At 33.2% G+C, this 13,421-nt stretch carries 14 protein-coding genes and 1 pseudogene; 5 read left to right on the top strand and 10 right to left on the bottom strand.

Features of this window, described 5'->3' with window-relative positions; translation table 11 throughout:
* Positions 1-494: 494 nt before the first annotated feature.
* The 5 genes and pseudogenes from AC1Q51_RS01660 to AC1Q51_RS01640 all read right to left on the bottom strand — a co-directional run bounded on the left by AC1Q51_RS01660 (position 495) and on the right by AC1Q51_RS01640 (position 2,921).
* Complete coding sequence (locus AC1Q51_RS01660) at positions 495-923, bottom strand: GNAT family N-acetyltransferase (protein ID WP_000584233.1); 429 nt, start codon at positions 921-923, stop codon at positions 495-497.
* Between the two features lie 3 nt (positions 924-926).
* Positions 927-1,293 (bottom strand): annotated as a pseudogene (locus AC1Q51_RS01655) (cupin).
* Positions 1,294-1,305: 12 nt separating this feature from the next.
* Positions 1,306-1,791, bottom strand: coding sequence for a GNAT family N-acetyltransferase (locus AC1Q51_RS01650; protein ID WP_000221051.1), 486 nt, complete (start codon positions 1,789-1,791; stop codon positions 1,306-1,308).
* A complete protein-coding gene (locus tag AC1Q51_RS01645) occupies positions 1,788-2,348 on the bottom strand; it encodes a 2'-5' RNA ligase family protein (RefSeq protein ID WP_090976278.1) in 561 nt (186 codons plus the stop codon). Before AC1Q51_RS01645 ends, AC1Q51_RS01650 begins: the two co-directional genes overlap by 4 nt.
* Positions 2,349-2,354: 6 nt before the next feature.
* Positions 2,355-2,921: a GNAT family N-acetyltransferase gene (locus AC1Q51_RS01640; protein WP_001181849.1), complete on the bottom strand. Its 567-nt coding sequence runs from the start codon at positions 2,919-2,921 to the stop codon at positions 2,355-2,357.
* A gap of 136 nt (positions 2,922-3,057) precedes the next feature.
* On the opposite strand from AC1Q51_RS01640, the gene AC1Q51_RS01635 reads away from it, so the two are divergent.
* Positions 3,058-3,684, top strand: coding sequence for a DUF1648 domain-containing protein (locus AC1Q51_RS01635; protein ID WP_053564673.1), 627 nt, complete (start codon positions 3,058-3,060; stop codon positions 3,682-3,684).
* 53 nt (positions 3,685-3,737) lie between these two features.
* Here the strand turns inward: AC1Q51_RS01635 and AC1Q51_RS01630 are convergent, their stop codons facing one another.
* The gene (locus AC1Q51_RS01630; protein ID WP_100910335.1) at positions 3,738-4,841 is read right to left on the bottom strand and encodes a metallophosphoesterase; all 1,104 of its coding nucleotides are present in this window, start codon (positions 4,839-4,841) and stop codon (positions 3,738-3,740) included.
* 173 nt (positions 4,842-5,014) lie between these two features.
* Positions 5,015-5,437, bottom strand: coding sequence for a GNAT family N-acetyltransferase (locus tag AC1Q51_RS01625; RefSeq protein WP_001101119.1), 423 nt, complete (start codon positions 5,435-5,437; stop codon positions 5,015-5,017).
* 129 nt (positions 5,438-5,566) lie between these two features.
* On the opposite strand from AC1Q51_RS01625, the gene pdxR reads away from it, so the two are divergent.
* The gene (gene pdxR, locus AC1Q51_RS01620) at positions 5,567-6,982 is read left to right on the top strand and encodes a MocR-like pyridoxine biosynthesis transcription factor PdxR (RefSeq protein ID WP_492331327.1); all 1,416 of its coding nucleotides are present in this window, start codon (positions 5,567-5,569) and stop codon (positions 6,980-6,982) included.
* Positions 6,983-7,071: 89 nt separating this feature from the next.
* On the opposite strand, the gene AC1Q51_RS01615 is transcribed toward pdxR, so the two are convergent.
* Together AC1Q51_RS01615 and AC1Q51_RS01610 are read right to left on the bottom strand one after the other, a co-directional pair.
* Entirely contained in the window at positions 7,072-7,917 is an 846-nt protein-coding gene (locus AC1Q51_RS01615; RefSeq protein ID WP_000755126.1) for a YitT family protein, read from the bottom strand.
* A 171-nt stretch (positions 7,918-8,088) separates the two neighbouring features.
* Complete coding sequence (locus AC1Q51_RS01610; protein ID WP_088020754.1) at positions 8,089-9,297, bottom strand: macrolide family glycosyltransferase; 1,209 nt, start codon at positions 9,295-9,297, stop codon at positions 8,089-8,091.
* A 398-nt stretch (positions 9,298-9,695) separates the two neighbouring features.
* Here AC1Q51_RS01610 and AC1Q51_RS01605 point away from each other — a divergent pair, with 398 nt between their 5' ends.
* Genes AC1Q51_RS01605 through AC1Q51_RS01595 form a run of 3 tightly spaced genes read left to right on the top strand, consistent with a single transcriptional unit; the run spans position 9,696 to position 12,191 of the window.
* On the top strand, positions 9,696-10,574 hold the full coding sequence (locus AC1Q51_RS01605) for an aminoglycoside phosphotransferase family protein (protein WP_016512970.1): 879 nt from the start codon (positions 9,696-9,698) through the stop codon (positions 10,572-10,574).
* A 23-nt stretch (positions 10,575-10,597) separates the two neighbouring features.
* Positions 10,598-11,485, top strand: coding sequence for a GNAT family N-acetyltransferase (locus AC1Q51_RS01600; protein ID WP_069355469.1), 888 nt, complete (start codon positions 10,598-10,600; stop codon positions 11,483-11,485).
* On the top strand, positions 11,478-12,191 hold the full coding sequence (locus AC1Q51_RS01595; RefSeq protein WP_000038495.1) for a class I SAM-dependent methyltransferase: 714 nt from the start codon (positions 11,478-11,480) through the stop codon (positions 12,189-12,191). The genes AC1Q51_RS01600 and AC1Q51_RS01595 overlap by 8 nt, the downstream gene beginning before the upstream one ends.
* A 20-nt stretch (positions 12,192-12,211) precedes the next feature.
* On the opposite strand, the gene alr is transcribed toward AC1Q51_RS01595, so the two are convergent.
* Positions 12,212-13,387 carry an alanine racemase gene (gene alr, locus AC1Q51_RS01590; RefSeq protein WP_002093966.1) on the bottom strand — a complete coding sequence of 392 codons (1,176 nt, stop codon included), beginning with the start codon at positions 13,385-13,387 and terminating at the stop codon, positions 12,212-12,214.
* Positions 13,388-13,421: the final 34 nt, after the last annotated feature.

Raw genomic sequence — 13,421 nt, 5'->3', positions numbered from 1 at the left:
CTCCTAAAATTAAAACAAAAATAATAAGAGCCATCTTTTTAGGTAGGCTATATGGCAATAACATAGAAAATATAAGAAGTATCACAACTGCAACATATGTAATATATTTTCCAGCCTTAAATGATTGCATATTAATATGCCCCTCTCTTAATCCTTCAATTTAATGGTACCACCTATCCGATAACCATCTCTAACGTATAATCCCGTTTCTTTTCCTAATTAATAGTGGATTATCCCTATCCTTTTTCAAACTTTATTATTGTTTAAATTTGTTATGTATTCGTCCTACCACTTTATTCGCCCCTAAGGAAATAGCTCCTAAAATTAAAACAAAAATAATAAGAGCCATCTTTTTAGGTAGGCTATATGGCAATAACATAGAAAATATAAGAATAGACGATGTATCGATAATTAAAAGCCGATTTAAAATCGGCTTTTATACATACTCATTTTCTTTTCTCATGCTTTCGCTTCCCTCATTCAGACTATTATACTCACTTCAAAGTCATAATTACCTGTCTTTCAACAAACCCAAACTCTTCGTACATCTCTTTTGCAAAGTTCCCAGTAAATACATTCAACCTAATTTCTGAATACTTCTCCTTCAATTCCTTAATACCAGCTTCCATCAGTTCTCTCGATAATCCTTTCCCGCGATATTCTGGGAAAACGTACAATTCATATATAAATCCAAGTTTTTCACAAGAAAAATAGTCTGTATTTTCCCCTATTAATATCCATCCCATTACTTTATTTTCTTCTTTAATGATTAAATAAAATGCTCCTTTTTCTACAATCGGCTTTGTAATTTCAATCGCTTTCTCGGTACTTAATTGACAATTTCCTCTCGTCCCTTCAAAAAGCGCTTGAGCTGTATGTTTTAATATTTCATTGGTATCTTCTTGATTTGCCTTAATTATCATTTTTCACAACTCCCCTGGAATAATAGGCATTACTATCCCTTGTTCAAGATTCTCCGCCTCCATAACAATTGCCGTTAATCCTTGTTCTGTACTTGTTTCATGGGGCTCTCCCTTCTCCCAAAACACAGCTTGTCCCGCCTCTACCTTTATCTTTTTTTTATTTGCCCCACATACATATCCTGCTCCGTCCACAATAAGAAGCAGTTGAGATACAACTGCTTCATGATAACCGATGATTCCATTCTCTTGTAAACGCATAGCACCGATATGTACATTTCCTTGATGGTTTACTATTTTCGACATTATGAAATTAGATTGAAATACCGATATGTGCTTTCCTACTTTTTTCACTAAAATCAAAAATTTTCATTGCTAGTCCTCCTTATACATATAAAACCATCCTTACTGTCTGCATCATATGTCCTTCAAAGTCTTCTTCAAATTGCTCTAATTCAGCAAAACCTTTCGCTTCATAAAAGCGTTTTCCTTTTTCATTTGCTGCTTCTACATGTATGTACAATTTACGTATCCCATTTAATTCCTTAATCCCTCTTTGTAATAAAGCACTTCCGATCCCTTTTCCTTGCTGATCTGGTAACAAATAAATCGCACCTAATTCCGCTTCATTTTGTAGTCTAACAGGTGAAAAGTTAGCAAATCCTATTACTTCTCCCTCTTCTTCCGCAACGAATAAATGTGTATTTTTAAGACGATATTTCATTTTTTCATCAGAATATGCCTCGTCTAAAAAACTGTCTTGAATTTCTCTTGGAATAATGCCTTCATATGTATCATGCCAAGCTATTTTTGCTACTGATTGTACAGCGTGAATGTCTTCTTGCTTCATTTCTCTAATTATATATGTCATCTCGATGTCTCCATTCTCTTTAAATTACATTCTGCTAATATACTAGAAGAAACGGCAGAACCATTTTCATAATTCACCTTAATTAATTTTAACTTTTCAATCGAGGCTGTTGTAACATCAAAATTCTCATATATATACTCCATCGCACTTAAAAACTGAGTTGAATTCAAATGATTCGCAATCGTACAATGCGGAACCCATTTTCCCGGTACGTAATATGAATTTGGATTGTCATGAAAATTTTTAAAATAATCATGATAAGAATGATGAAGTTTTAACAATTCATCGGTAACAATCGGTGCTAGAAAGACCGTTCCATTAGTAGGAAAAATTCCAACAGAAGGAAAAGTTACTGCGTCCATATTTTCTTGAATAGCTACAAACTCCCCTAGTTTCTCCGTATACAAATGAACATCTAACTCATTATAATCCGCAATCGTGATATGAGGTTCTACTCCAGCTAATTGATTTGTTCCCATTATATTCGTTAATTCATTTTGCAGTTCTGTAATTTTATTAGTAAATACACGATCAAATGTAGCAATAATAGCGTACAATCTTTCTCACCCCTTCGTTACACATAGTGCTTCCCATTCTTCACGAATCATTCCCATTCGAATAGAATCATAGTATGTTCCTTTATAATAACGACACTTTCGCATTCTACCTTCTAAGCTCATTCCTATTTTCTCCGCTACTTTCATCATTCGTTCATTGCCAGACCAAGTCGTGATTCCTACTCTACCAATCTCCATTTTTTCAAATAGCAAATCTCTATATAATGTCAATGTTTCTGTACCGTATCCACCATTCCAGTATGTTGGATCATAAATCACAAGCCCCATCTCTAACCAACGCGTCGGTTTATATTCCCAATAAAACCCGACTGTCCCAATGATTTGACCGTTATTTTCTATAATTAAATTTGACAGTGGTTCTTCTTTCAAACGAGTTTGCATCTTCTCTTTATAGGAAGAGTATTCTTGCATTGAGAACGGGAAATATGGCGCATCCCATTTCTTCCATTCTGGGCTTTCTTCTTTAAATATGATATTCCATAATGTTTCTATATCCGATTCTTCTATTGTACGAATTGTAACTTTCTTCCCCTTTAATACAACGTTTTGCATAATTCCCTCCTGCATTCACCTTTATTTCATATATAATTATAATATTTTTTCAGAAAAATCAAAACTAATATCATATATTATATTGTATAATTTTGTTATAAGATACCAATTATTGATTTAGAAAGCTGGTGATTCAATGAATAATCAATTTAGTATTGCTTTATTTCTCACTATTATTACGACAAATATTATTCTATATTTCTTCTTACCATCAAATATTGTTACGAAATGGGACTTCAATGGAACGCCTACATCAACAATGGATAAAAGCACTTTTGTAATCGTAAATATAATTATATGTTCCTTCTTATTCTTTGTATTTTTAGCTTTATCTAAAGCAGCGAGTAACCAGAAATTTCTCCATTGGATCGGCAACACAATGTTACTATTCTTATTTTTTGTCGATATTGTCATTGCCCTCATCGCTCTTGGCTTTTCACTTCCTCTTGATCATTTCATATTTTTAGCATTAGGGCTTTTATTTATATTAATAGGTTATTTCAGTTCCAAAATTGATACGACTAAATCAACCGTTTCATTAGAATGGAATGATAAGCACCTCGAAAAAAGAGCTTCAAATATTAGTAGTATTTCAATGATGATAGCAGGTATTTTTTTAGCGATACTTCCTTTTAGCGTTTCTGCTCCCTATAGAGGTTATGGCATACTAGCAATTCTTTTAGGAATGACGCTTATCATTCTACCGAGTACGATTTATTTACTTATTAAAGACAGCAGGCAGTCCACTAATTTAAAAGGTTAATTGAAGTACGAAGGCGCAAAATAGGCAATAAAAAATAGGAGGTTACATCCCTCCTATTTCTGCTCAAGCAAAATGCCTTTCTCTATCCACCCCTCTACACCATCTTTTTTAATTAAATCATATCCTGAACAACTACCATCAATGAGAGAAACGATCTCTCCTTTTCTAACGCTTATTTGCGCACAAGAAATATCAGTTTTCACTGTATATTCACCTGACTCAAGTTGTTTCATGTATTCATTTTTTACAGTGAGTAATTTATTTGTTTCCTTTTGCTTACATATTGTGTAATCTTGCATCTTCTCGATAGGCTCTATGTAATAATACGGATATGTCACTCCGCCCTGCATTTCTGAATTCGCATTAAAATCCGCTATTACTTCGTACCCTGGAAAATAGTCTACATATGTATAAGAAAACGTATCGCCCGTTTGTTTCCTCTGAATGATAAATGCATTTAATTGTCCTGCTTCTTTAATTGCATTTCCTCCATCTATTGCAATAATTTTTTTCTCCTCATCAATAACTGGATTGTTAGACGGTGCTTCTTCAGAATAGTTCACGACAGGCCAATGACCCACTATTACATACTTATTTGCTTTATGTGATTTATTAAAAAACTCTGGCATTGCTATCGCATTTTTGCGCTCTGTTTCTTTCCAATCTACTCTATCTTCTAGCCCGGCATGCACAAAAATATAATCTTCTGTTTCAATCGCTGTCGGTAACTCCGTTAGCCAATGTATTTCTTGTGAAAATTCACTTTGCAATGCTTCTCTCACTTCACGAATTGAAGTGCCTTCATGAACTGAAAAATCCAATTGCTCTAGCCATTCATTAAAAATCGAATGCTTTCTCGTACATAAATAATTAATAAGACGAGGATTTTCATTTAGAAGAGCATCAACTAAAACTTCACAATTTCCTTCAACAACGTGAACCTTTGAATTGTTCTTTACAAGATTCATAACATAGTTTACTACGCCTACGCTATCTCGTCCTTTCTCGCAAAGATCTCCATTAATAATTAAATAATCTTCATCTTTAAAGTTAACTTTATGTAGTGCTTCTTTTAAAAGATTTAATTCTCCATGAATATCAGATATGACGATAACTCTAGCATCATTAGGGATTGATAGTTTCTTTATTTTCTTCAAGTATAAGCGCTCCAATCATTCTCTTTATTAAATTAAAATAATTCGACAAAATACACTATATAACCTTTTCAAATACATATACCATAACTTACAACCTATTTACGGTTTAATAATAACTTAAAAAATAAGAAGAAGCTGTTCCCAACTTTTGCGGGACAACTTCTTCTTATTTTTTATAATTCTTTATGAAAAGAATAACTCACTTTATCATACCCTTCTCTTTCATAAAAACGATGCGCATCAATTCTTGCAAATGCTGATGTGAGGACGATAGATTCACATCCGTTTTCCTTTCCCCAGTTCTCTATATACGAAAGTAATACATTTCCATGTCCTTTTGAACGATGTGCGTCTGCCGTTACAAGGTCATATACGAAAACGTGCTTCTTATTATAAAAGTTCGTACAAATCGCTACACCTGCAAGGCTAACAACTTCATCCTCCTCATTACGCAGCGAAAATAGTTTATAATTTTCTTCTTTCATATTTCGAAATAAAGAGCTTGTTTCCTCTTTTGAAAGTTTCGTTCTTAATTGCTGTAAAACAGGTAATACTTCATGTAATTGCTCTTCTGTTACTACTTCTTTAACATTCATTTTTAACTCTCCTCTAACTATTTATTTAATTTTCTAAATGTTATATCATTATTATAGAAAGTAACTGCCCTTTACTTAAGTGACAGTTTAAGTATTTTTTATAAGGCCAGTTTTAAAGGAGAGTTTTATATGGATTTTACTATCCCATTGCAATTACAAAGTAACACACCTATTTACTTGCAAATTTACGACTATATAAAAGCTGAAATTATACAAGGGAGTATTTCTGTTGGCACACGTCTACCCTCACACAGAAATTTAGCATCACAACTTAATATTAGCCGCATCACTGTTGAATCAGCTTATCAACAATTATTAGCTGAAGGTTATGTAGAAAGTAAACCGAAACGTGGTATTTTTGTAGCAAATTTCGATATTGACGTTATCCCAAATAAAAAACGAAATGCAGCAATGAAGACGAGCAATTTAATAGACGAAAAATTCGAATATGATTGTAGCCAAGGGCTTATTGATCAAAATACATTTCCGATTACAAATTGGAAACGAGCATTACAAGAATCCATACTTACATACGAAAATGCACTATTTTCCAAAGAAGACCCTCAAGGTGAATTCGCTCTTCGAGAGCATATATCAACATATTTATATCATTCTCGCGGTGTACATTCTTCACCTGATCAAATTGTGATCGGTGCCGGAACGCAGCCACTTCTCTGGCTACTACTTCAACTGCTTGGCCCTACAAAAGAATACGGCATTGAAAACCCTGGATTTCACCGTATACACGCAATCATTAAAAGCTGTGATAGACAAATTCATCCCATACCATTGGATGAAAAAGGTATTGATATTTCTAGCTTATATAACACAAATGCCAATGTCGCATACGTAACACCATCACACCAATTTCCACTCGGGATTATTATGCCTTTATCTAGAAGAACAGAATTGTTAAAGTGGGCTAATGATTGCAATGGATACATTATTGAAGATGACTATGACGGAGAGTTTCGCTACGCTGGTAAGCCAATTCCTTCTTTACAAAGTCTTGATTCAAATGAACGCGTTATTTATATGGGAACTTTCTCAAAATCTTTTTTACCTTCTTTACGAATGGGATATGTTGTTTTACCACCACATCTTTTTAAAACATATCAAGAACTGCATGGAATTTTCAAACAAACAGTCGCTACAATACAACAACTTGCTTTTGCTAACTTTATACAAAGCGGGAATTGGGAACGTCATCTTAACCGGAGTCGTACACTATATAAAAGAAAACATCATGCGTTAGTAAAATCCATTATGAAAGAAATGGGGGCTAATGTTCAAATTCTTGGCGAACAGTCCGGACTTCATATTGTTTTATGTGTCCATAACAGTATGAATGAAAACGAACTGATTGAATCCGCTAAAAAACAAAGCGTTAAATTATACCCGCTTTCTCCATATGATTTCGTGAATGATTTACGTAAGGAATCATACGTATTACTCGGTTTTGGTAGTATTCCAGAAAATAAAATTGAAACGTTGGCTACATTATTGAAAGACGCTTGGTTCCCTAGTTGCAAGGAAACTTGTTAACAGTGGGTTTAACTTGTAACATACTAACAATTCAACAAAATAAAAAAGAAGGCTGTTCCAAAATAACTTTTTGGACAGCCTTCTGCTAGTTATTCACCTGACCTAGCTTTCCTTCCCGGACGTTTCACACCAGTCGTTTCTGTTGAATAAGAAGCTTCAATTATAGCGGTTGGATCTACAGAGAGAACGAGATCTTTCATTTTCGGATAAATGAATCGGTTTGTAATGCAATAAATGATTCTCTTATGCTCCCCTAAAAAACCACCTTCTCCATGTAGATACGTAACAGATAGTTGCAATTCTTTCATAAGTAAATCGCCTATTTCTTTATTCTTACCAGAAATAATCATAACGCTCTTACCTTGATTTATACCATCTAATATAAAATCAATCATTTTCGTAACAATATAGAAAATGGCTAATGAGAACATCGCTTGTTCGATTGAAAATAAAATGGCAACAAAGATGAAAATAACTGCATTTACTGCAAGTAAAAATGTACTAATCGGTACATTAAAGTGTTTATTCATCCAAACTGCTAACATTTCCGAACCGTCAATTGCTCCACCCATTTTAACAACAATCCCAACACCAATTCCGAACAGCACTCCACCATAAAGTACAATTAATAACTCAGAAGTCGTAATTGCTGGAAATGGTTTTAAATAAATTAATCCGAGTGTTGTAACTACATTCGCATAAGATGTACGAATAAAAAATTTCTTTCCCATTACTTTTGCAGTAAATAATAAAATTGGGATATTAATTCCTAAGAACACACCATAAAGCGGCAATCCTGCGACTTTATTTGCCATAATAGCAATAGCCGTTACCCCGCCATCTACTAATCCATTAGGTGCTAAAATAAGCTCTAATGAACCTGCTACTATAATTGAGCCAATTGTTAATAATACGTATTCAAATACTTTCTTCATTCATTACCCCCAAAACTTATATATTTTCTTAGTATTATTTTAACGTAATTTTACTACTAATTCAAAGGTATCGATTTATATACAAAAAAGTTTCACCTTTATCGCTATTTTTATGTAACACGTAATACTAGAAACACACTTACAAATTAAAAGTAAGTGTGTTTCTAACATCTATTTAATCTTTACGTACGGCTTCATTTTTAATTCAAATATTTCCTCAACTGCCCTTTGATATCCACCAGCATTTCTAAGTGACTCTCCCACTTTACGACTATTTTCCTTAAACGTCACATCATCCATTACTTTCTTTACAGTCTCACGTAACAATTCAGAAGTTAACTCGTTACGATTAAGTGTTATGCCTGCCCCTACTTCAGTCAATCGTTTTGCAACGAATGGCTGATCTCCTGTTACCGGAATTACAACTAATGAAACACCGTAATATAACGCTTCACTCGAACTATTCATACCACCATGTGTCACGAATACATCAGCATGCTGTAAAACTTCTAATTGCGGGACATAATTATACAACTTAAAGTTTTTCGGGATATTTTCAAATTGACTTATATTTATCTTCTTACCAACGACTAATACGACTGTCGCATCTACATCTTTAAACGCTTCAAAACATTTTTCATACAAAGCAGGTTGTTCATTAAAAACTGTTCCCATAGAAATGAAAATCACTTTTTCATTTTTTAAATCTTCGGTAGGAAAACTCCCCACTTCTTTTCGAGTAGCAATTGATGGACCTACAAATTTATACGATTCATCAAATAAATCTGAACGCGGCTGATATTCTTTTGAAGTATATACAATCGTAATATCACCAGGATGGTTCATAATATCATACATACTATTACATTTCATTCCATACTGCTTATTCCATCTTTCCATTCCCGCTAAACAAGATTGATATAATGGATTCATTTCGTCTACTTGTCTCGATTCTTGCCCATCATGAAAATTAATGTACTGATTAACAGCAAACGTTGTACAAGATGAAACGCTTGGTAATTGTAAAATATTCGCTATAATACGTCCTACTGGAAAATGATTATCATATATTAAATAATCATATTTTTCCTCTTTTGTTTCTTCTACAATTTGAGTAACAATACGCTCTGATGCTTCAATCATATGAGATAGCATCGTCAAAGGGCTCCCACCTTCATTTACTCGTTCCATAATATTAATTTGAGAGAGAAAATTCTCAAACACTCGGAATTCTGCACCTGTTGCTTCAATCTTCTTTCTATAATCTTCAATACAATACGAAACAACTGTTTCTCCTCGTTGGATTAACTCACTTACAATAGCTAAAGTCGGATTAATATGACCTTCCCCAGGGAAATTTATTACGAGTACATTTGCCATAATATTCTCTCCTATCCAGTCAATCTTATAAAGTTAACAATTAATTATATTAATTAATTTAAGTCTATTATAAATGAATGCATTCTACTTCTTCATGCTTTTCTCTTCATTTTATTATTGAGAAATATTTTCTATAGTCTACATTATTTTGATTCACAATCTTATAAATGAATGCTTAATTTTACTTTTACTCTTCATAGATTTAAAGATATGAGTCTTACATTCAAGTCTTACTACTATACTTTTAGACAATTCACACAAAAATGTAGAAATATAATGTTTTTAATGAATTTTCGCTATAAATGTAACTATGCTTTCAATCTTTTTATCTTTATCCTCATAACACATCATCTGTTATATAATGAATTTATAGAATTTACAGAAAAGGGAGTCTTTTCATGCTACAACAACTATTCAATTCAACTATTCTATCCGTTCAGGCCTTGCACCCAGGTTATGAAGATCATGCAAGTGATGTTTTTCTCGTTCAAACAGAAGATACAGAAGTTATCGTTCGTACTTCTAAAATGAATGAAGAACCAAATAATGATTTTTGGTGGGGATGTAAAAATCTATTTGGAATTGATCCAAGGAACGTCCATCATTTAGAAACTGTACATACATTGCTGCAAGAACATACGAATCTTCCTATCCCAACAATATTAGAAAAACATGTTTTAAATGGCCGTGAATTTGTGGTGGTCGAAAAGTTAGTAGGTAACACAGTTCAATCTTTTATCGAGCAACCAGATTCTATTTTATTTAGCCTAGGAAAAGGACTTGCAGAAATACATAAGTTTAAAGCCGATTTTATAGGAAATCCGTCAGGCACGTTCCAAGTTCCACTAGATGAATTCCAATCACATATTTTAAACGTGAGTAAAGAGCTTGTGAATATGTTTTATTCCGATGATGAAAGCATACAAAATGCTTTTCCTACCTTTGAATCACAGCTTTCTTCCCTGTCCGTACCAAAAGAAGCTACACTCGTCTTACTTGATATGGACCCTACCCAATTTTTATATGACGGTACAACTATTACGGGTTTAGTAGATACTGAAGCTTACGCGGTTGCCCCGCGAGAGTTTGATTTTATCGGACTAGAATATGTACTTACCGAAAAAGAAGCACATGCCTTTAAAAGTGGTTACGAAACAATTATGCCTATTCCTCATCTTGAAGAATGTAGACGACCATATCGTTATTTATACCGACTGTTATCTGTGCAAGGTAGTGTGGAATTAAAGGAATGGTTAAGTCACCCATCCTATTTTTAAATACAATTGAGAGGGAGTATACAATGGATATTCAGAAAAAGCGTTCTGTAACAGAAAGTGAAATACAGCAAATGAAGGATTTAGCTTATATTTGCGGGCAACAAGACAATCTTGATTACTCTTCAGATTTACATATCAACTTTTTAAAAAATCGAAATGAAGATCATATAAACGATTTTCTTCTTTATAACGGTACTCAATTAATTGGCACTTTAAATATGTATGATTTCGAAAGACCAACAAAGCTTGAACTAATAGGCTTTGTACATCCTCATTTTAGAAAACAACGTTTCGGAACTACCCTTTTACAAACTGCAATGAAAGAAATACAAAATAGAGAGGCAGATGAAGCTCTTCTTATTATCAATGGGGATTCTATTTCTGGGAATGAATTTGTAAAACATATGAAGTTACCGTATTTATATAGTGAATATAGTATGGAGTTCAAAACAAACGAAATTCAAAAAACAACAGAAAGTAATATACAGCTTACTCTTGCAGCTTCAGAATCACTTCTTGACCTTATTGAAATTTCTAGTAAAGCTTTTGGTGATTCAGTAGACAATACGGCTACATGGTTACAAAAAATGATGACTTCACCTTCTCATAAAGTTTACAGTGCTCTTATTAACGAAAAAGCTATTGGAACAATTACAGTTACTGAGCAAGAACAATCTACTACATTATCAGGATTCGCCGTTCATCCTTCTTATCAAGGTAAAGGATATGGAAAAGATATTCTTAGTTATATGGTACATACCCTTATTACAGAAGGAACTTCAACAATTGAATTAGACGTCGAAACGAAAAATAACCATGCTTTAAAACTATATACACAATGTGGTTTTAAAATTAAAACGAAGCATGACTATTATAATTTAATGAATAGCACGGAGAATATTTATGTCTAAAAAACTTATTTATTCTGATTACGATATTTTCGCATCTATTTATAATAAACATTGGGGAAATTTTGCCGAACACTCCTATCTAGCTTTTGAAAAACTCGTTTTACAATATGCACAACCACGTTCTCATATTTTAGATCTTTGTTGCGGGACTGGTCATCTTACAAGGAAACTACTTGATAATAATTTTGTAGTAACTGGTATAGATGGTTCTACTCAAATGATTGAATATGCAAGTGAAAATGCGCCAGATGCAACCTTTTTCGTCGATGACGCTCGCTATTTCAATATAAATGAGCAATTCCACTACGTCATCTCTGCCGGTGATAGTTTAAACCATATTATGAATTTAGATGAACTAAAAAGTGTGTTTCACAACGTTTACTCCGTATTACATAACGAGGGTATATTCGCATTTGATATGAATATGGAAAAAGGATTTCTTGAAAACTGGATTGCTTCGTTTCATATTTCAGAGAAAGAATATGTTTGTACGATTGATTCTACATTTGATAATAAAAACAAAAAAGCAGAAATGAATTTCATATTATTTACACGTGATACAAATGATATTTGGAAAAGAAGTGACTTTTCTTTTAAAGAAACATGTTACACTAAAGACGAAATTACTCATGCATTACAATCTGTAGGTTTTAAAAATATTCAATCGTACGGTACAAATAGAGCATTTTTCACTTGCCAAAAATAAAAAAACTGAATCTAAATGATTCAGTTTTTTCTTAATATATTTACAACTGCAGTTGTTTCGTCATTTTCTTTATAAACACGCGGAATTCTTCTATCTAGCATACATGTAACTTCATAGTTTATTGTACTTAACATATCCGCTATTTCTTCTACTGTGATATTTTCTTCACCTTGTTTACCGTAGAATACTACTTCGTCTCCTACTTGTACTGGCATCGCTTTTGAAACATCCAACATTAACTGATCCATACAAACACGGCCAATTACAGGTACTCGAACCCCGTTAATTAACGCATAGCCTTTATTAGATAATTGACGATTATAACCATCAGCATAACCAATTGGTACAGTCGCAATCCATTCTTCACCAGTTGTTACATACGTATTCCCATAACTTACACCACGATTTTTCTTCGCATGTTTAATATGAGCCACTTTTGATTTTAACGACAACGCAGGCTGTAAAGAAACGACTGAATGATCCACCTCTTTTGATGGATACATACCGTACACTCCTATTCCAACGCGCACCATATTTTGAAATGTGTTACTTAATTCCATTGATCCTGCACTATTTGAACTATGAATATATGGTATTTGAATTCCTAATTCTTTCGCTGTATTAACAGCTTTTTCAAATAAACTTGTTTGCATATTCGTATATGATTTATCGATTTCATCTGCCGTAGAGTAATGCGTAAATATCCCTACTACTTCTATATACTCCATACGGTTTAATTCTTCTAAAAATGGTTTAACTTCTTCTTCTTGTAAACCGATACGACTCATTCCTGTATCAATTTTCACTTGAATTTGTACTTTCTTTTGAAGACGGTTTGCAATTTCATTTATACCATGTAAATCTTCTACTCTATAAACAGTCATCATAACGTCATATTGAATTACATCTTCTACAGCCGCTACTGGTGTGTATCCTAAAATTAAAATCGGCACAGTAATTCCTGCTTCTCTTAATTCTATTGCTTCATCTACAAATGCAACTGCAAGTTGATTTATTCCAGCTTCAATTGCAGCTTTGGCAACTTCAACTGCCCCATGGCCATACCCATTCGCTTTTACAGCAGCCATCATCTTAATTTCTTCATCATTTACATGTTTTTTAAATTCTTTTACATTATGTTTTACAGCATTTAAGTCAATTTCTACAATTGTATCTCTTCCATATTTCAAACTCATTGGTCTAACTCCTAACTCAATAATTGCATTCCAT

It is taken from the genome of Bacillus sp. MT94, from assembly GCF_058792475.1.
Note: the sequence above shows the minus strand (reverse complement) of the source record. Positions and strands in the feature narration are given on the sequence as shown.

Coding starts and splice junctions, on each gene's coding strand:
- AC1Q51_RS01615 (WP_000755126.1), bottom strand. CDS start 7,917: ATGAAGAAAGTATTTGAATACGTATTATTAACAATTGGCTCAATTATA.
- AC1Q51_RS01600 (WP_069355469.1), top strand. CDS start 10,598: ATGGATATTCAGAAAAAGCGTTCTGTAACAGAAAGTGAAATACAGCAA.
- AC1Q51_RS01650 (WP_000221051.1), bottom strand. CDS start 1,791: ATGACATATATAATTAGAGAAATGAAGCAAGAAGACATTCACGCTGTA.
- AC1Q51_RS01595 (WP_000038495.1), top strand. CDS start 11,478: ATGTCTAAAAAACTTATTTATTCTGATTACGATATTTTCGCATCTATT.
- AC1Q51_RS01640 (WP_001181849.1), bottom strand. CDS start 2,921: ATGCAAAACGTTGTATTAAAGGGGAAGAAAGTTACAATTCGTACAATA.
- AC1Q51_RS01625 (WP_001101119.1), bottom strand. CDS start 5,437: ATGAATGTTAAAGAAGTAGTAACAGAAGAGCAATTACATGAAGTATTA.
- alr (WP_002093966.1), bottom strand. CDS start 13,387: ATGAGTTTGAAATATGGAAGAGATACAATTGTAGAAATTGACTTAAAT.
- AC1Q51_RS01605 (WP_016512970.1), top strand. CDS start 9,696: ATGCTACAACAACTATTCAATTCAACTATTCTATCCGTTCAGGCCTTG.
- AC1Q51_RS01610 (WP_088020754.1), bottom strand. CDS start 9,297: ATGGCAAATGTACTCGTAATAAATTTCCCTGGGGAAGGTCATATTAAT.
- AC1Q51_RS01660 (WP_000584233.1), bottom strand. CDS start 923: ATGATAATTAAGGCAAATCAAGAAGATACCAATGAAATATTAAAACAT.
- AC1Q51_RS01635 (WP_053564673.1), top strand. CDS start 3,058: ATGAATAATCAATTTAGTATTGCTTTATTTCTCACTATTATTACGACA.
- pdxR (WP_492331327.1), top strand. CDS start 5,567: ATGGATTTTACTATCCCATTGCAATTACAAAGTAACACACCTATTTAC.